Annotated in this window: 18 protein-coding genes; 6 read left to right on the top strand and 12 right to left on the bottom strand. The window is 67.8% G+C overall.

From position 1 onward, the window contains the following. Nucleotides 1–28 precede the first annotated feature (28 nt). A complete protein-coding gene (locus tag A5697_RS19980; RefSeq protein ID WP_197501070.1) occupies nt 29–1,279 on the bottom strand; it encodes an ROK family transcriptional regulator in 1,251 nt (416 codons plus the stop codon). A gap of 245 nt (nt 1,280–1,524) precedes the next feature. On the opposite strand from A5697_RS19980, the gene A5697_RS19975 reads away from it, so the two are divergent. Continuing rightward, complete coding sequence (locus tag A5697_RS19975) at nt 1,525–2,274, top strand: SDR family NAD(P)-dependent oxidoreductase (protein ID WP_068011774.1); 750 nt, start codon at nt 1,525–1,527, stop codon at nt 2,272–2,274. Here the strand turns inward: A5697_RS19975 and A5697_RS19970 are convergent. Together A5697_RS19970 and A5697_RS19965 are read right to left on the bottom strand one after the other, a co-directional pair. Continuing rightward, nucleotides 2,258–3,634, bottom strand: a complete 1,377-nt coding sequence (locus A5697_RS19970; protein WP_369806133.1) for an Ig-like domain-containing protein — start codon at nt 3,632–3,634, stop codon at nt 2,258–2,260. The two genes, A5697_RS19975 and A5697_RS19970, sit on opposite strands and share 17 nt — an antisense overlap. A 33-nt stretch (nt 3,635–3,667) precedes the next feature. Then, nucleotides 3,668–4,765, bottom strand: a complete 1,098-nt coding sequence (locus tag A5697_RS19965) for a UDP-N-acetylmuramate dehydrogenase (protein ID WP_068011773.1) — start codon at nt 4,763–4,765, stop codon at nt 3,668–3,670. A gap of 26 nt (nt 4,766–4,791) precedes the next feature. Here A5697_RS19965 and A5697_RS19960 point away from each other — a divergent pair, with 26 nt between their 5' ends. The 3 genes from A5697_RS19960 to A5697_RS19950 are packed head-to-tail and all read left to right on the top strand — an operon-like array spanning nt 4,792 to nt 7,212. Continuing rightward, the gene (locus tag A5697_RS19960) at nt 4,792–5,316 is read left to right on the top strand and encodes a DUF2505 domain-containing protein (protein WP_068011772.1); all 525 of its coding nucleotides are present in this window, start codon (nt 4,792–4,794) and stop codon (nt 5,314–5,316) included. A gap of 25 nt (nt 5,317–5,341) precedes the next feature. Next, nucleotides 5,342–6,172 carry a carbon-nitrogen hydrolase family protein gene (locus A5697_RS19955; RefSeq protein ID WP_068011771.1) on the top strand — a complete coding sequence of 277 codons (831 nt, stop codon included), beginning with the start codon at nt 5,342–5,344 and terminating at the stop codon, nt 6,170–6,172. Then, entirely contained in the window at nt 6,169–7,212 is a 1,044-nt protein-coding gene (locus tag A5697_RS19950; protein ID WP_067949119.1) for a DUF2993 domain-containing protein, read from the top strand. Before A5697_RS19955 ends, A5697_RS19950 begins: the two co-directional genes overlap by 4 nt. A 7-nt stretch (nt 7,213–7,219) precedes the next feature. Here the strand turns inward: A5697_RS19950 and deoC are convergent, their stop codons facing one another. From deoC to A5697_RS19920, 6 genes are all read right to left on the bottom strand, one after another. After that, a complete protein-coding gene (deoC, locus tag A5697_RS19945; RefSeq protein ID WP_082953507.1) occupies nt 7,220–7,909 on the bottom strand; it encodes a deoxyribose-phosphate aldolase in 690 nt (229 codons plus the stop codon). Next, complete coding sequence (locus A5697_RS19940; protein WP_067949121.1) at nt 7,909–8,322, bottom strand: DUF2599 domain-containing protein; 414 nt, start codon at nt 8,320–8,322, stop codon at nt 7,909–7,911. The genes deoC and A5697_RS19940 overlap by 1 nt, the downstream gene beginning before the upstream one ends. Before the next feature lie 3 nt (nt 8,323–8,325). Further along, nucleotides 8,326–8,613 carry a DUF2516 family protein gene (locus A5697_RS19935; protein ID WP_040621261.1) on the bottom strand — a complete coding sequence of 96 codons (288 nt, stop codon included), beginning with the start codon at nt 8,611–8,613 and terminating at the stop codon, nt 8,326–8,328. Between the two features lie 79 nt (nt 8,614–8,692). Continuing rightward, nucleotides 8,693–9,298 carry a heparin-binding hemagglutinin HbhA gene (hbhA, locus tag A5697_RS19930; RefSeq protein WP_066952171.1) on the bottom strand — a complete coding sequence of 202 codons (606 nt, stop codon included), beginning with the start codon at nt 9,296–9,298 and terminating at the stop codon, nt 8,693–8,695. 185 nt (nt 9,299–9,483) lie between these two features. Next, the gene (locus A5697_RS19925) at nt 9,484–9,912 is read right to left on the bottom strand and encodes a helix-turn-helix domain-containing protein (RefSeq protein WP_067949123.1); all 429 of its coding nucleotides are present in this window, start codon (nt 9,910–9,912) and stop codon (nt 9,484–9,486) included. Between the two features lie 83 nt (nt 9,913–9,995). After that, nucleotides 9,996–11,378 (bottom strand): DUF445 domain-containing protein, encoded by a 1,383-nt coding sequence (locus tag A5697_RS19920; RefSeq protein ID WP_156673380.1) that lies wholly within the window; start codon nt 11,376–11,378, stop codon nt 9,996–9,998. A gap of 146 nt (nt 11,379–11,524) precedes the next feature. On the opposite strand from A5697_RS19920, the gene A5697_RS19915 reads away from it, so the two are divergent. Together A5697_RS19915 and pcaA are read left to right on the top strand one after the other, a co-directional pair. After that, nucleotides 11,525–12,232 (top strand): TetR/AcrR family transcriptional regulator, encoded by a 708-nt coding sequence (locus A5697_RS19915; protein WP_369806132.1) that lies wholly within the window; start codon nt 11,525–11,527, stop codon nt 12,230–12,232. 192 nt (nt 12,233–12,424) lie between these two features. Then, on the top strand, nt 12,425–13,294 hold the full coding sequence (gene pcaA, locus A5697_RS19910; RefSeq protein WP_068011769.1) for a cyclopropane mycolic acid synthase PcaA: 870 nt from the start codon (nt 12,425–12,427) through the stop codon (nt 13,292–13,294). Nucleotides 13,295–13,307: 13 nt separating this feature from the next. Here pcaA and A5697_RS19905 read toward each other — a convergent pair whose 3' ends face one another. The 3 genes from A5697_RS19905 to A5697_RS19895 form a co-directional block, all read right to left on the bottom strand. Beyond that, nucleotides 13,308–14,171, bottom strand: a complete 864-nt coding sequence (locus A5697_RS19905) for a 3-hydroxybutyryl-CoA dehydrogenase (RefSeq protein ID WP_156673379.1) — start codon at nt 14,169–14,171, stop codon at nt 13,308–13,310. A gap of 144 nt (nt 14,172–14,315) precedes the next feature. Then, a complete protein-coding gene (aceA, locus tag A5697_RS19900) occupies nt 14,316–15,602 on the bottom strand; it encodes an isocitrate lyase (RefSeq protein WP_067949130.1) in 1,287 nt (428 codons plus the stop codon). 270 nt (nt 15,603–15,872) lie between these two features. After that, nucleotides 15,873–16,667 carry an acyl-[acyl-carrier-protein] thioesterase gene (locus A5697_RS19895; protein ID WP_068011814.1) on the bottom strand — a complete coding sequence of 265 codons (795 nt, stop codon included), beginning with the start codon at nt 16,665–16,667 and terminating at the stop codon, nt 15,873–15,875. Nucleotides 16,668–16,698: the final 31 nt, after the last annotated feature.

Raw genomic sequence — 16,698 nt, 5'->3', positions numbered from 1 at the left:
AGCGCAACGCCCAGGACATGGCTTCGCGCTAAGCGGAAGACTCGTCGACATCGACGTCGCGCAGCCGCGGATTCAGCGCCCCGGCCCGCCGCATCGCCCCGAGCGGATCGGCGTAGAGCCCGCCCAGCGACACGGTCCCCGCACCCGCCTCCTGCACCCGGTTTCCGAAGACGGTGACGCGGACGTCGCGCGGCGGCAACACCGAGCGCTCGGCGAAGGCCGCCTCCACGTGCTCCATCGCCTCGGGGTACTCGGTGAAGGCCTGGCCACCGACCACCAGTTCGTCGGGGTTGAGCATGTCGCGCAGCAACGCCACCGCCTCCCCGAGCACCCGCCCCCGCTCGTTCAGCAGTTCTCTCGCCTGCTCGTTGCCGGCGCGGGCCAGCCGGAGCAGGTCGGCGATGCCGGCGGCGGGCGCGTTGGGCCGGCTCGGGGAAGCGAACGGCAGGACTCGCAGCCGCCGGGCGGCGGCCAGCACCGCCTCGTCGCTGACGGTGGATTCCAGTTGGCCGGTGCCGCCCAGCAGCTCGGAGTGGACGGGCAGCGTCGCGATGGTGCCGGGGCCGCTGGCCGGGCAGTGCACCCGTCCGCCGATCACCAGCGCGTAGCCCACGGTCTCGCGGGCATAGACGTAGAGACTGGTGGGCGAGCTGGGCAGGAAGCGCCGCATGCCGAGCAGCAGCTCGGCCCCGGCCATGGCGTCGACGTGCGAGGCCACCGACACGGGCAGTCCCAGCGCGTCGGCCAGCACCGGGCCGACCGGCGCCTGCCGCCAACCGAGCCGCGGGTGGTCGACGTGACCGGTCGCGCTGTCGACGGTCCCGCCGATCGCGACGCCGACCCACAGCGGGCGGCGCCGATGCCAGCGCCGCAGATAACGAGCGGCGCTTTCGGCCAGCGACGCCAGCGCCGGCCCGGCCGGGCTGAGCGGTGTCGGCGTCTCAACGGTGTCGAGCGTGCGACCGAACAGGTCGGTGGCCACGATGCTGGTGGTCCGCGCGCCGATGTGGACGCCCAGCGTCACGAATGGTTCGTGGTTGACCTCGACCGGCACGCGTGGGCGCCCGATCGCGCCGGAGACGGCCAGGTCGGCGCGTTCCCGCAACAGCCCGGCGTCGAGCAGGGCGATGACCTGACGGTTGACCGTCGCGATGCTCAGCGAGGTGACGCCGGCGATGACGTCACGCCCGACCGGGCCGCGCAATCGGACCGCCCGGAAAACCGAGGCCGCCGCCGAGTCGGCGATGTGCAGTGCCGGCGGCACGATCTGACGACGCACCGACCGGTGGCCCTTGTAGCTGGCACGGGTGGGCGAATGATGAGTCTGGGTGAGGGTATTCGAGCGCACGAGCGTCCTTTGTCCGATTTTTGTTGGCCGTCACTGGCCACACCTGAAAAGTCAGGAGCGGCAAAGTGCGCGACAACAACACGCACCCGCCGCGCAAAGACACGCGGTGGTGGTGGTGCTGGACAGGGCGCTGAGGTGCACGAAGAAAATTTAGCACGCTCACTAAGGTTGTTTCTATGGTTGGAAATGTCAGGAATGAACGGGTCGCGGTGGTCACGGGCGCCAGCTCGGGAATCGGGGAGGCGACGGCCCAGACCCTTGCTGCGCAGGGCTTTCACGTGGTGGCGGTGGCGCGCCGGGCGGACCGGATCAACGCCTTGGCACGGGAGATCGGCGGAACCGCCATTGTGGCTGACGTCACAGACGACGCGGCGGTCGCCGCTCTCGCCGACGAGCTGGCCCGGGTGGACGTGCTGGTCAACAACGCCGGCGGTGCCCGCGGGCTGGCACCGGTCGCCGATTCGGACTTCGAGCACTGGCGGTGGATGTGGGAGACCAACGTGATGGGCACGCTGCGGGTCACCCGGGCGCTGCTGCCCAAGCTCATCGACTCGGGCGACGGCCTGATCGTCACGGTGACTTCGGTTGCGGCACTTGAGGTTTACGACGGCGGCGCCGGGTACACGGCGGCCAAACACGCCCAGGGAGCGCTGCACCGCACGCTGCGCGGCGAGCTGCTGGGTAAGCCGGTGCGGCTGACCGAGATCGCGCCTGGCGCGGTCGAGACCGAGTTTTCGCTGGTTCGCTTCGACGGCGATCAACAGCGTGCCGACGCCGTCTACACCGGCCTCACCCCGCTGGTTGCCGCCGATGTCGCCGAGGTGATCGGCTTCGTTGCTTCGCGGCCGTCCCACGTGGACCTCGACCTGATCGTCATGAAGCCGCGCGATCAGGCGTCGGCCACCCGGTTCAACCGCCGGGGCTAGTCGCCGGGCTCGAGGAGGTGGTCGTGGTCGTCGTGGGCGTGCCGGACAGGCTCGGCGCGGTCGACGGCGTGACCGGCGCGGTCACCGGAATCTGCGTGGACGGCGGGTGCGCGGTGGGAGGCGGGAGCGCCGACATGGCGACCCAGGTGTCCCAGTCGACGGCCCAGTCCCAGAGGTCACCGTCGGAGTAGGACAGCTGGATCGAGCTGCCGGTCACCTCGACCGGGTCGCCGTACATCGCCGACTGGAAGTACTGCTCGGCGTCGCCGGTAGACAGGTTGATGCAGCCGTTGGTGACGTTGCTGTTGCCCTGCGCGCCCGAGCTGGCCGGGTTGGCGTGGATGAACTCGCCGTTGTTGGAGATCCGCACCGCCCAACGTTCGTGCACATGGCTGTAGCCGGCCGCCGGGTTGGACATGTAGAAGTCGGCGTACTTCTCGGTGACCACGTGGATGCCGTTACGGGTGACGTTGCGCGCCTTGTCGGCCTCGCCGTAGCTGCACGGGAAGTCCATGATGACGCCCTCGTCCCTGACCACCTGAATGCGGTGCGAGGTGACCTCGGCCTTCACCACCTGCCGGCGGCCGATCTGGATGTTCAGCGAAATGTCCTCGGCCCCGTACGCGCTGTCTCCGAATGGCAGGCCGTACAACTTGGCGTCGACGTTGACGGTCGTGCCCGCGGGGTAGTACTCGCGCGTGCGCCAGTGCACCCGGGCGCCCTGCGCCTCGTCGGGCAGCCACGCCCAGCTGCCCTCGACTGGCGGATTCGTGGTTACGGTCAGCGCCTTCTCGACGGCGGCCTTGTCGCTGATCGGCGCGTCGAATTGGATGATGATCGGCGCCGCCACCCCGACGGTCTGGCCGTCGGCCAACTGGAACGCCCCACCGATCTTCTTGGTGGGAGACACCGTGGTGAACTTGCCGGTCACCGGGATCGCCTTGCCGTCGTGCCCGACGGCCGAGCCGCTCCACGTATAGGTCGCGTCGTAGCCCAGCGGCTCGGTGGTGGTGTAGACCGTGCGGTCGGAGTTGAACTTGCCCGCCACGGGCTTGCCCGCCGAATTCGTCAGCGCCACGTGCTGGAACCAGCCGTCGCTGATCTGGACGCTGACCGGCGCGATCGGCACCACGTTTTCGGTCGCATCGGCCGGCTGAAACTTCAGCTGCGCCGCCGGCTGCTCCTTCTTCTCGGCCTGCTTGCCCGTGGTGCCGCCACACGCGGCCAACAGGCCGGGGGCGAAAACCCCCAGTCCGAGGGTCGCCAAAGCCACACGCCGGTTGATCGGCGGCGGGCGGTGCGACGTGTTCACGAAAGTCAAAGATACCGGGCAAAATCCACCAACCCTGCCGCGACAAATCGGGGCCGGTGCGGTCTTTGGCAGGATTCGGAGCTATAGCCTGCAGCCGAGCAGGACCGGCTCGGGTTCCAATGTGACACCAAACACATCACGAACCCCGTCGCGGATGACGCGGGCCAGCGCGATCACCTCGTCGGCGGTGGCGCCGCCGCGGTTGGTCAGCGCCAGCGCGTGCTTGGTGGACAGCCGGCATCGGGCCGCAGGATCGTCGGGGTAACCCTTGGCGAAGCCGGCCCGCTCCACCAGCCAGCCCGCGGCCAGCTTTACGCCGTCCGGCGCGGGGTAGTGCGGAACCGGCCCCTGGACGCTCGCGGCCAGCCGCTCGTACACCTCGGGCGCGACCACCGGGTTGGTGAAGAACGACCCCACGCTCCAGGTGTCGTGGTCGTCCGCGTCGAGCACCATGCCCTTGCGGCCCCGCAGCGTCAGCACCGCCTCGCGGACCGCCGACGGATCCGCCCGCTCGCCGCCGCTCAACCCCAACGCGGCGGCCAGTTCGCCGTAGCGCAGCGGCGCACTGCGGCCCGACGCGTCCAGGGCGAACTCGACTTCCAGTACCACCCAAGGGGTTTCGGGCGCGGCCCGCTTGAACACGCTGGTGCGGTAGCCGAAGCCGAGCTCGCCGCCCGGCACCCAGCGCACCTGCCCGCTGCCGCGGTCGAGTATCCGGACCCGGGTGATGGTGTCGGATACCTCCGCACCGTAGGCCCCGACGTTTTGCACCGGGGTGGCCCCGGCCGACCCCGGGATCCCGGACAGGCATTCCAGTCCGCCCAGACCGTGCTCGATGGCGCTGACCACGACGTCGTCCCACACCGCGCCCGCCTCCGCGCGCACCAGGCCGCCGTCGATGGTGATGGCGCTGTTGGCCAACCGCACGGCGGTCAGGTCGGCGCACGTATCGGCGATCACCAGGTTCGACCCGCCGGCGAACACCAACACCGGGGCCTGTTCTCCCCCACGGCTTTCGGCGTCCAGCTCCCGCACCGTCGCGATCACCTGTTCGGTGCTGGCGCAGGTGATCAGGCGGCGCGCGACCGGCCCCACCCGCAACGTCGTCAGCGGCGCGAGCGGGACCGCCTCGGCGACATGCGCGCCGGCGAATGTTGAACCGGCATCGCTGGATTTCATGGCCCGTAACGGTAGCCTCACCTGCTATGCCGCGTTCATTCGACTTGTCGGCCGACTACGACGGCAGCGTTGAAGAGGTGCATCGGGCGTTCACGGACGAGACCTATTGGCGGGCACGGCTGGCCGGGTCCGGTGTCGACCTCGCCACGCTGGAATCGATGCGGGTCGGCGGTGAAACCGGGGACGACGACACCGTCGAGGTCGTCACCGTGCAGGTAATCCACAGTCACAAGCTGCCGGGGATGGTCACGCAGTTGCACAGCGGCGACCTGCGCATCAGGCGCGAGGAGATCTGGGGGCCGGTCGCGGACGGCGCCGCGCAGGGTTCGGTCCTCGGGTCGATCTTGGACGCGCCGGTGAATCTGAAGGGCACCGCCACGCTCTCGACAATCTTGGCGACGGGCGGTGCGCGGCTGACCTTCCGGGCCACCGTCCAGGTACGCGTCCCGATCATCGGCGGCAAGCTGGAGAACATCATCGGCACCCGACTGGCCGAGCTGGTGGCGGCGGAGCAGCGGTTCACCACGGAGTGGATCGCCAAAACGGCCTGAGGACGCCGAGCCTAAGCTGGCGCCCATGCGAATCGCGTTGGCGCAGATCCTCAGCGGCACCGACCCGTCCGCCAACTTGGAGCTGGTGCGCGAATACAGCGGCCGGGCCGCCGACGCCGGCGCGAAGTTGGTGGTGTTCCCGGAGGCGACAATGTGCCGGTTCGGGGTTCCGCTGGCCCCGATCGCCGAACCGGTCGACGGGCCGTGGGCGGCCGGAGTGCGGGGCGTCGCGGCCGACAGCGGCATCACGGTGGTTGCCGGCATGTTTACCCCGGCCGGGGACGGGCGGGTGAAGAACACGCTGATCGCGGCCGGTCCTGGCAGTCCCAACGAGCCGGACACGCACTACGACAAGATCCATCTCTACGACGCCTTCGGCTTCACCGAGTCCCGCACCGTCGCCCCCGGCCGCGAGCCGGTGGTGATCACGGTCGCCGGCGTGCGGGTGGGGCTGACCGTCTGCTACGACATCCGCTTCCCGGCCCTCTACACCGAGCTGGCCCGCCGCGGCGCCCAGCTGATCGCCGTCTGCGCGTCGTGGGGCGCGGGGCCCGGCAAGCTCGACCAGTGGACGCTGTTGGCACGGGCCCGCGCGCTCGATTCGATGAGCTACGTCGCCGCGGCCGGGCAGGCCGACCCGGGCGAGTCGCTGACCGGGTCGGGCGCGCCCACCGGGGTGGGCGGCAGCCTGGTGGTCTCCCCATTCGGGGAGGTCGTCGCGTCGGCCGGCTCCGCGCCGCAGTTGGTGCTGGCCGACATCGACGTCGACCGCGTCGCCAAGGCTCGCGAGAGCATCGCGGTGCTGCGCAACCACTCAGATTTTGCTCAGCTCGATAAGGCAGAATCGGTCGGGTGACGAACCCACAAGGACCACCGAACCAGGACCCGTCGACGTGGGGCCGTCCCGGCAACCAAGGCCCCTTCGGCCAGCCCCCCACCGAGCGGCCGACCGAGCGGATCAACACCGGCGGCCCGGCCCCCGCGCCGCCGCCTCCCGCCGCAGGTCCGCCGCCGGGTCAGACCGAACGGATCGGCACGCCCCCACCGAACATGCAGCGGCCCGACTACCCGCCGCCACCCCCGCCGATTCCGCCCGCGGGGGCGACCGAGAAGCTGCCCACGCCCGGCGAGGAACCGGCCGGAGGGAAGAAGAAGCGTCGCTTCCTGCGCGACCCGCTGTCCGTGGTGCTGGTCTGCATCATCGTGGTTTGCCTGGTGATCGCCGCGCTGGTCGGGGGCGAGCTGTACGTCCGTCACGTCGCCAACAGCAAGGTCGCCGAGGCGGTGGCGTGTGAGGTCAAGGACCAGGCCACCGCGTCGTTCGGGGTGGCGCCGCTGATGCTGTGGCAGCAGCTCACCAAGCACTACACCAACATCTCGGTGTCGACCGCGGGCAACCAGGTGCGTGATGCCAAGGGCATGAAGATCGACATCAACATCCGCGACGTCCAGCTCAGGGACACGCAGGACTCCAAGGGCACCATCGGGTCGCTTGACGCGACCGTCACCTGGACGTCCGACGGCATCAAGGAATCGGTTCAGAACGCGATCCCGGTGCTGGGCCCGTTCGTCACCAACACGGTGACCACGCACCCCAACGACGGCACCATCGAGCTGAAGGGCATGTTGGACAACCTGACCACCAAGCCGGTGGTGTCGGGCAACGGCCTGCAGCTGCAGATCGTCAGCTTCAACGCGCTCGGCTTCACGATGCCCAAGGAGTCGGTGCAGTCGACCCTGGACGACTTCACCGCGCAGTTCACCAAGAACTACCCGCTGGGCATCCACGCGGACAGCGTGCAGGTCACCAATGATGGTGTGACCAGCCACTTCTCGACGCGGAACGCGAGCATCCCCACCGGCAACAACAACGACCCCTGCTTCGCCAACCTCTGACGACGGCTCAGTCGAGCCCGTCGAGCACCGCCCGCGTGCCGGACAGGCCGAGCCGGGTGGCACCGGCGTCCAGCATCGCCAGCGCGTCGGCGGCGCTGCGGATGCCCCCGCTTGCCTTGACGCCCAACCTGCCGTCGACGGTCTGACTCATCACGGTGACGGCACGCACCGACGCGCCGCCCGCGGGATGGAACCCGGTCGAGGTCTTGACGAAGTTGGCGCCGGCGTCCTCGGCCGCGCGACACACCCGCACCAGCGTGCGCTCGTCCGGCCCCGACAACAGCACCGCGGACTCCACGATCACCTTGAGCACCGAGGCGGCGTCGACGGTGTTCATGGCGGCGCGCACGGCCGCGATATCGGCCCGCACCGCCTCGATGTCTCCGGCCAGCGCGGCGCCGATGTCGATGACCATGTCGACCTCGGTGGCGCCGGATGCCACGGCCTGTTCGGCCTCGTGCGCCTTGACCGCCGGAATGTGCTTGCCCGACGGAAAACCCGCCACGCTCGCCACGGCGACACCGCCTTCGGCCCGCACCGCGGCCGGAACCATCGACGGCGAGACGCACACGGCGTAGACGCGCAATTCGGCGGCCTCCGCGACCAGGGCGACCACGTCCGCCTCGGTGGCCTCGGGTTTGAGCAGGGTGTGGTCGACCATGGCCGCCAGCTGCGCCCGGGTGGGTTTGCTCGCCACTAGAACCTTTCCTCGGGTCCGCCCGGATTGCAGCCGGAGGCGACCATCTCGGTGTCGTCGACGACCGGGCGCCACGGTTCCAGGTTCCAGCTGGTCTTGCCGGGCTCGGCCAGCTCGGCGAACTGCCAATGACAGACGAACTGCGCACGCATCCCGGCGGTGTCGGCGTCCGGGGACAGCGCCAGCACTTCGGCCCACGCCTCGTCGGCGAGGGCCGCGTTCCCGGACTGCCTGGCGGCCAGCCGGCCCGATGGTGTCGGGAAGACCCGAAGGCTGCTCAGGCCGTGCCACTGCGCCCACTCGGTGTGGTCGATGAACGGCGGGGACATCGTGGCCGGGTCCGCCGCTGCGGCGCCCGCTGAGCCCCACAGCGCGACAAGCACCGCGGCGGGCGCCGTCAGCCGTGCCTTCATCCGCTAGCGCGACTTACCTTGTATTTCAAGAAGTTTCGGCCGTACGTCGACCAGATACACGCCCGCCGCGCACGCGGCGATCGCCATCCCGAGTACCCCGAAGACAAAACTCAGGATGGATGTCAGGGCGACAGCCAGACCGAGGATCACCAGCCACACCGGCTTGGTCAGCTTGTCGGCGGCGGTGTAGGCGTCGGGCCGCTGCAGTGCTGCATGCACGAACGCGTATACCGCCGTGACCAAGACGGCGATCTGCAAGACCAACATGACGGTACCCACGAGGTGGCTCACGCCTTAAGCGTATGCGGGCGCCGTCCCAAACGTCGACTCAGAGTTGCCCGACGGACAACTCCGAGTCGAGCGTCTTGACTTACTTCTGGGTGACCTTCTTGGCGGACGCCTTCTTGGCGGGCGCCTTCTTGGCCGGGGCCTTCTTGGCGGGCGCCTTCTTGGCGACAGCCTTCTGAGCCTTCTTGGCCGTCTCGTCGGACTTCTTGGGCAGCTCGATGCCGACCAGCTTGGCCGCGCGCTCGCCGACCGCGCGGGTCTGCGACGCCACGGTGCCCAGCGCCTCCTGGGTCAGCTCGACGGCCTGGTCCACGTAGCCCTCGGCGCGCGCGGAGGCGTCGTCCAGGCCCGTCTGGCTGCGCAGCCGCTGCAGGGCGGCCTCGCCCCGCTCGACCAGCTCGTTGTAGCGGTTGGTCGCCGCGTCCAGGTAGCCCTCGGCGGCCTTGCGCAGTTCCTCGCTGGTGAACCGCTCGCGCAGCTCGTCGAGCTGCTCGGGCAGGTCCTCCTGCAGCCGGGTCAGCCGTGCGCGGCTCTCCTCCACCCGGGTGCGGGTGTCGGCGCGGGTCTCTTCAGCGCGCTCACGCAGGCTGGCGATCAAGTCATTGACAGTGGCCAGGGCCAGGTCGGCCGCGCCAAGGGCCGCGAGCAGGGGTGCCCGCAAATCTTCGATGTTCGAATTGTCCGCCATGGTTATTCCTTTCATGGTTTTCCGTTATTGGCGTTCTTGGGTGTGGGTATGGAAGCTAAGGCGGGCGTCTCCTTCTCCGCTGGCGGCCGCCGGATTTCCGCTCTGGGTAACCCGTGCGGTCGGGGTTGATACATCACCAACCGCTAGCGTGACGTGGAAGTCCCGACGGCCGGTAGGGCCGTTGATCACTCGTCGCCGTTGGGTTCGGTGGAACACTCCTCGTCGCTTGATTCAGTTGATTCGTTTTGTTGGGTGAACGATGCGTAGACGTCGAGCAGAACCTGCTTCTGGCGCTCGGTAATCGCGGTGTCGGTGATGATGGCGTCGCGCACCTGACTTTTGTCGCTGGGCTCGAGGATCCCGGCCCGCACGTAGAGAACCTCGGCGGAGACCCGCAGCGCCTTCGCAATTTGATTGAGCACGTCGGCGGACGGCTTGCGCAATCCACGCTCCACCTGGCTCAGATACGGATTGCTGACCCCGGATTTTTCGGCGAGTTGGCGCACCGAGACCTGCGCGAGTTCACGCTGGCTGCGGATGAAGCTACCGATGTCCGAGGCCATGTCGGAGGCGGCGTTGGACACCTTGGCGGAGAGCTTCTCCTCGGGTGTCATGGCGTGCTCCTGGTCGGCTGATCGATGTTGACGGCCACCAGATTACTACAAGTGCTTGCTTTTGCAAGCACTTGTTAGCACTACTAGAAAAGTAGTTGGGCGACGGCGTAGATCACCAGACCGGCCAGGGAACCGACCACGGTTCCGTTGATCCGGATGAACTGCAGATCACGGCCCACGTGCAACTCGATGCGCCGGCTGGCCTCCTCGGCGTCCCAGCGCTCGATGGTGTCGGTGATGATGGCGGTGATCTCCACGCCGTACTGCGAAACGAGGTGCTGGGCCGCCCGCACGATCCAGTTGTCCACCTTGTCGCGCAGGTCGGCGTCGTCGCGCAGCGATTCCCCGATGCGTACGACGGTGTCGGTGATGCGGGTGCGCAGCGTGCTGGAGGGGTCGTCCACGCCTTCGAGCACCAGGCGTTTCAGCGTCTTCCAGGCCGTGGCGGCGGCGTTGGCGATCTCGTCGCGCGCCATCAGCTGCTCCTTGATCGCATCGGCGCGCGCGATGGTGTCCGCGTCGTTTTGCAGGTCGTCGGCGAACTCGAACAGAAAGCGCGTCGCCGACCGGCGCAGCTCGTGGTCGGGATTGCGGCGCACCTTGTCGGTGAAGTCCATCAGCTCGCGGTGGATGCGGTCGCCGACCAGATGGTCGATGAAGCGCGGCGACCACGTCGGCGAATCCCGCTCGACCACCCGCTGGATCACCTCGCCGGCGTTCAGCGACCACTGGAAGGCCCGGTCGGCCAGCAACTGGATCAGCGCCTCCTGCCGGTTCTCGGCGAGCAGCGTCGCCAGCACCCGCCCCACCGGCGGCCCCCACTGCGGTTCGGCGATGCGGCGCACGATCATCCGGTCGATCACCTGCTGGACGTCGTCGTCGCGCAGCAGCTCCACCAGCACCCGCAGCACCGTGGCCGTCTCGCTGGCGACACGTTGGGCGTGGGCGGCCTCCGACAGCCACTTGCCGAGCCGTCCGGGCACCTCCGCGTCCCGCAGCTTGGTCTCCACCACCGGCGGCGACAGGAAGTTCTCCCGCACGAAGGTTCCCAGCCCCTCGCCGAGTTGATCCTTCTTGCGCTTGATGATCGCGGTGTGCGGGATGGGGATGCCCAGCGGATGCCTGAACAGCGCCGTGACCGCGAACCAGTCGGCCAGCGCGCCCACCATTCCGGCCTCCGCGGCGGCACCGACATAGCCGACCCAGGCACCCAGGTGGGCGTGGGCCTGGGCCCACCGGCAGGCGAGGAACAGGCCGGTGGCGCCGATCAGGAAGCCCAGCGCCACCGCCTTCATCCGGCGCAGCGCCACCCGGCGCTCCGCATCGGCCTGGGGATCGGCACCGGCGAATGATTCGGCCAACGATGCGTGCGGCCGCGCGATTCCGGTCAATGGGGTCATCGAGTCCGGCCCCGCCGCTCGCGGGCCCGGCGCTGCGCCTCGAGGCGAGGCTCTGTGTACCACCACTCCATCATTCATTGTCCCGGCCGATTGGTGTGACTGCACTGTTCGGGAGGCCCGTAGCGGGGCGCGGCCGAAGTCCGGAACAGGCCCGCACACCGTAGTATCGAGGGCGTCTAGTGAATGGGAAATAGGCGATAGTGGCGGAGCAAATGTTGGCTGCGACGGCCAAGACGGATGGCCGCAAGCGGCGCTGGCATCAGCACAAGGTGGAGCGCCGCAACGAGTTGGTAGACGGGACGATCGACGCGATCCGGCGGCGCGGCGGCACGTTGAGCATGGACGAGATCGCCGCGGAGATCGGCGTCTCCAAGACGGTGTTGTACCGCTACTTCGTCGACAAGAACGATCTGACGACCGCCGTCATGATGCGGTTCACCCAAACCACGCTGATTCCAAATATGGCGTCGGCGCTGACATCCAATCTCGACGGCTTCGACCTGACCCGGGAGGTCATCCGGGTGTACGTCGAAACCGTCGCGAACGAACCCGAGCCGTACCGCTTCGTGATGTCCAACAGCTCGGCCAGCAAGAGCAAGGTGATCGCCGACTCCGAGCGGATCATCGCCCGCATGCTGGCGGTGCTGATGCGCCGCCGGATGCAACAGGCGGGGATGGACACCGGTGGCGCGGAGCCATGGGCCTACCTGATCGTCGGTGGCGTTCAGCTGGCCACCCACTCCTGGATGTCGGATCCGCGGATGAGCCGCGACGAGTTGATCGACTACCTGACGATGCTGAGCTGGAATGCGCTGAAGGGCATCGTCGAGGTGGGCGGCTCGCTGGACAAGTTCCGCGAAGAGCCCCACCCCTCGCCGATTGTGCCGCCCCGCGGGGCTGAGGATCGGGCCCCGCTCTAGGCGCCTTCCGAAGCGCGCGGCGGACCGTCTTTTGTCAATTCCACTCGCCTCGTGTGACGCTTATGACGCGCTCGGCCAGACGACTCGCACAGCCGTAGCGACTAGCATGCAGGGATGCATGGGGGGTGACGCGAGGGTGCGTCGGGCTGGTCAGCCACCCCTGGCTCCGCATAACGAAAGGCTCTACTCGACATGTCAGTGCAGCTCACGCCGCATTTTGGAAACGTGCAAGCCCACTACGACCTGTCCGATGACTTTTTCCGGCTGTTCCTGGACCCCACCCAGACGTACAGCTGCGCCTACTTCGAGCGCGACGACATGACCCTGGAAGAGGCGCAGCTCGCCAAGATCGACCTGGCGCTGGGCAAGCTGAACCTCGAGCCGGGGATGACGTTGCTGGACATCGGCTGCGGCTGGGGCGCCACCATGCGGCGGGCGATCGAGAAGTACGACGTCAACGTCGTGGGCCTGACGTTGTCGGAGAACCAGGCCAAGCACGTGCAGGCGATGTTCGACGAGCTCGACACCCCGCGCAGCCGGCGGGTGCTGCTGGAGGGGTGGGAGAAGTTCCACGAGCCCGTCGACCGCATCGTCTCCATCGGCGCCTTCGAGCACTTCGGCCGGCAGCGCTACGGCCGCTTCTTCAAGATGGCCTATCAGGCGCTGCCCTCCGACGGAGTGATGTTGCTGCACACCATCGTTCGCCCGTCCTTCAAGGATGCCCGGGCACGGGGCATGACACTGACCCACGAGATCGTTCACTTCTCACAGTTCATCCTGACCGAGATCTTCCCGGGGGGCTGGCTGCCGACCCCGCAGACCGTCGGAGAGTACGCGGTCACCGCCGGCTTCGAACTGACCCGGGTCCACTCGCTGCAGCTGCACTACGCGAGGACCCTGGAGACCTGGGCGGCCGCGCTGGCGGCCAATCGCGAGGAGGCCATCGCCATCCAGTCCCGAGAGGTCTACGACCGGTACATGAAGTACCTGACCGGCTGCGCGAAGCTGTTCCGCCAGGGCTACACCGACGTCGACCAGTTCACCCTGGAGAAGAAGAAGTAGCCGGGCTGAGCCGTCAGTACGTGTAGAAGCCCCGGCCGGTCTTCTTGCCGAGCCGGCCCGCCTCCACCATGCGCAGCAACAGCGGCGGCGGGCCGTACTGCGGTTCCTTGAATTCCTCGAACATCTTGTCCGCGATCAGTTTCAGGGTGTCCAGCCCCACCAAGTCGGACAGCCGCAGCGGGCCCATCGGGTGCGACAGCCCGGCGACGACCGCTTTGTCGACGTCCTCGATGGTGGCAAAACCGGCCTCCACCATCCGAATTGCCGACAACAGGTAGGGAACCAGCAGCGCGTTCACGACAAAGCCGGACCGGTCGGAGCAGCGCACCACCTGCTTGCCGAGGACCGCGCTCGCGAACTCCTCGGTGCGCGCGGCGGCGGCTTCGTCGGTGACCAGCGTGCTGACCAGCTCGACCAGCGGCAGAACCGGCACGGGGTTGAAGAAGTGCAGGCCCAGCACCCGCTGCGGGTTCTTGGTGGCCGCGGCGATCTTCATGATCGGGATGCTGGACGTGTTGGATGCCAGCACCGCGTCGGGATCGCTGATGGCGCGGTCGAGTTCGGCGAAGATGTCCGCCTTGACGGCCTCGTCCTCGACGATCGCCTCGATGACCAGCTGGCGGTCGGCGAGGTCCTTCAGATCGGTGGTGAAGGTGAGCTTGCTCAGCGCGCGGTCGCGCTCCCGCTCGGTGACCTTGCCCGCGCTCACGCCGCGCTCCAGCGACTTGACGATGCGGTTGCGTCCGGCCGTGATCAGGGCCTCGGTGGTCTCGAACACCATCACGTCGACACCGGCGCGGACCGACACTTCGGCGATGCCGGATCCCATCTGGCCGGCCCCGACAACCCCTACCCGTTGAATCGCTGCGTCGCTCACTGTCATCTCTTTCGGTGTCGTATCGTCTTGCACCGCAATAGGCCCCGCCCAGGATCGCTGGGCGGGGCCAATGCTACTTCACGGTGAACAGGGGCAGATTCGCACAATCTGGATCGCAGCCGTGCGAATCCGCTCCGCTCGTCCTCAGTGAAACTGACCCTCTTCGGTGGAGCCGGTCAGCGCGGTGGTCGACGAGGTGGGGTCAACCGTGGTGGCGATGCGGTCGAAGTAACCGGCACCGACCTCGCGCTGGTGCTTGGTCGCGGTGTAACCGCGCTCCTCGGCGGCGAACTCGCGCTCCTGCAGCTCCACGTACGCGGTCATCTGGTTGCGGGCGTAGCCGTAGGCCAGATCGAACATCGAGTAGTTCAGCGCGTGGAAGCCGGCCAGCGTGATGAACTGGAACTTGAATCCCATTGCGGCAAGCTCCTTTTGGAACTTCGCGATGGTGGAGTCGTCCAGGTGCTTCTTCCAGTTGAACGACGGCGAGCAGTTGTAGGCCAGCATCTGGTCGGGGAACTCGGACTTGACGCCCTCGGCGAACTTGGCGGCCAGGTCGAGGTCCGGCGTGCCGGTCTCCATCCAGATCAGGTCGGAGTACGGCGCGTAGGCCTTGGCCCGGGCGATGCAGGGCTCCAGGCCGTTCTTCACCCGGTAGAAGCCCTCCTTGGTCCGCTCACCGGTGATGAACGGCTGGTCACGCTCGTCGACGTCGGACGTGATCAGGGTCGCCGCCTCGGCATCGGTCCGGGCGATGACGACGGTCGGCACGTCGCAGACGTCGGCCGCCAGGCGCGCCGAGGTCAGCGTCCGGATGTGCTGCTGGGTCGGGATGAGCACCTTGCCGCCGAGGTGACCGCACTTCTTCTCCGAGGCGAGCTGGTCCTCCCAGTGCGAGCCCGCGACGCCCGCCGCGATCATCGCCTTCTGCAGCTCGTAGACGTTCAGCGCACCGCCGAAGCCGGCCTCGCCGTCGGCCACGATCGGGGCCAGCCAGTTCTCCACCGAGGTGTCGCCCTCGACCCGGGCGATCTCGTCGGCGCGAAGCAGCGCGTTGTTGATGCGGCGCACCACCTGCGGCACCGAGTTGGCCGGGTACAGGCTCTGGTCGGGGTAGGTGTGGCCGGACAGGTTGGCGTCACCGGCGACCTGCCAACCCGACAGGTAGATCGCCTTCAGGCCGGCGCGGACCTGCTGGACGGCCATGTTGCCGGTCAGGGCGCCGAGCGCGTTGATCCACTCCAGGTCGTGCAGCTGCTCCCACAACACCTCGGCGCCGCGGCGAGCCAGCGTGTGCTCCTCGACCACGGTGCCCTGCAGGGCGACGACGTCCTCGGCGCTGTAGGTGCGGGTGACACCCTTCCAACGCGGGTTGGTGTCCCAGTCCTTCTGGATCTGTTCCGGGCTCTTGGGGGTGCCAACGACAGACATTGGGCATGCTCCTTAACGAATCTTCACTACTACTGGGTTGGTGAACGCTTCACCGGCGGTAGCTAGAGGCTCAACTTCGCTGGTGTGCTAACTCGAAGATGGCACAGCTATTGACGCAGGTCCAGCCGTTTCATTTGCCAATTTCGGCAACGACCGCGCCCGGATTAGCAAATTTTGCGAAGATGAACGGAAACTGAACCGTTTCAGAAACTACCGGCCGGTAACAAGAATCCGCAGGTCAGCCCGTAATTTACCGGGACGCTTGTCCGGTTAGCGGTTGAAGAGCGCGGCGACCGCTTTCGTCTCGTCGCCGACCGCGTATGTGAGCGTTGTAACAGGCCGATCGACGAGCCCGGGACCGAATTGGTCGGTCGATCCGGCCGGATGGATGTGCGAGATGATCTCCAGCTTGTCGCCCAGCGCCACCGGCGCCTCGTGCTCGATCGTGACGCGCAGGGGCCGCGCCATCAAAGCCAGGTGCGACGCCAGGTAGTCCTCGATCACGCTCCAGTACACCGAGTTGTTCATGTGGTCGAACAGGTCGATGTCGGTCACCCGGACGGGAAACTCGTGAATCTCGACCGCGTCGTCGCGGCTGCCCGGCTTGAGGTAGCCCTTCCACCGCAGCCGGTCGACCGACGTGGTTTTGTGCAGCCCGGCGAGGAAGTCGTCGGAGATGCGCGACGGCATCTGGGTCTCCCGGTTGATGTTGATCCAGAAGGCCTCGGACTCGATCAGGCCGCCCTTGCGACTGTCGACGCGAACCCGCATCTCACACCACCGGTTCGACGTGCCCGAACACCACCGGCGGCAGCGCAGCATGTCCTGAAACTCGATCGGACGGATCAGGTCGAGCATCGTGCGGCGGACGATCCACAGCGGGTGGGTCTCCTCGAAACCCATCTCGCGCAGCTGATCCTGGCCGATGTCCTGGATGTGCCGGCACGCCGCGTCCAGCCGCAGGCGGCCCGTGCGGTCGATGTCGGCCACCCGCAGCGGCCATTCACGGTCGAACACATCGGGGTGGCCGTCGGGAACCGGCATCAGTTCTTTGTCCAGGCTCACGGCTTCGCTCCCCGTTTCCTCCTTGTGGGCA

Origin of the sequence: Mycobacterium sp. E3251, assembly GCF_001666835.1 — a bacterium.
Lineage (GTDB): Bacteria > Actinomycetota > Actinomycetes > Mycobacteriales > Mycobacteriaceae > Mycobacterium.
The sequence above is the reverse complement of the archived record's forward strand: the minus strand, read 5'-3'. Positions and strand labels throughout refer to the sequence as shown.

Excerpts from the sequence above, each read along its gene's own strand:
- A5697_RS19975 (WP_068011774.1), top strand. The coding sequence starts at position 1,525 with ATGGTTGGAAATGTCAGGAATGAACGGGTCGCGGTGGTCACGGGCGCC.
- A5697_RS19965 (WP_068011773.1), bottom strand. The coding sequence starts at position 4,765 with ATGAAATCCAGCGATGCCGGTTCAACATTCGCCGGCGCGCATGTCGCC.
- A5697_RS19960 (WP_068011772.1), top strand. The coding sequence starts at position 4,792 with ATGCCGCGTTCATTCGACTTGTCGGCCGACTACGACGGCAGCGTTGAA.
- A5697_RS19955 (WP_068011771.1), top strand. The coding sequence starts at position 5,342 with ATGCGAATCGCGTTGGCGCAGATCCTCAGCGGCACCGACCCGTCCGCC.
- A5697_RS19940 (WP_067949121.1), bottom strand. The coding sequence starts at position 8,322 with ATGAAGGCACGGCTGACGGCGCCCGCCGCGGTGCTTGTCGCGCTGTGG.
- hbhA (WP_066952171.1), bottom strand. The coding sequence starts at position 9,298 with ATGGCGGACAATTCGAACATCGAAGATTTGCGGGCACCCCTGCTCGCG.
- A5697_RS19925 (WP_067949123.1), bottom strand. The coding sequence starts at position 9,912 with ATGACACCCGAGGAGAAGCTCTCCGCCAAGGTGTCCAACGCCGCCTCC.
- A5697_RS19915 (WP_369806132.1), top strand. The coding sequence starts at position 11,525 with ATGTTGGCTGCGACGGCCAAGACGGATGGCCGCAAGCGGCGCTGGCAT.
- pcaA (WP_068011769.1), top strand. The coding sequence starts at position 12,425 with ATGTCAGTGCAGCTCACGCCGCATTTTGGAAACGTGCAAGCCCACTAC.
- aceA (WP_067949130.1), bottom strand. The coding sequence starts at position 15,602 with ATGTCTGTCGTTGGCACCCCCAAGAGCCCGGAACAGATCCAGAAGGAC.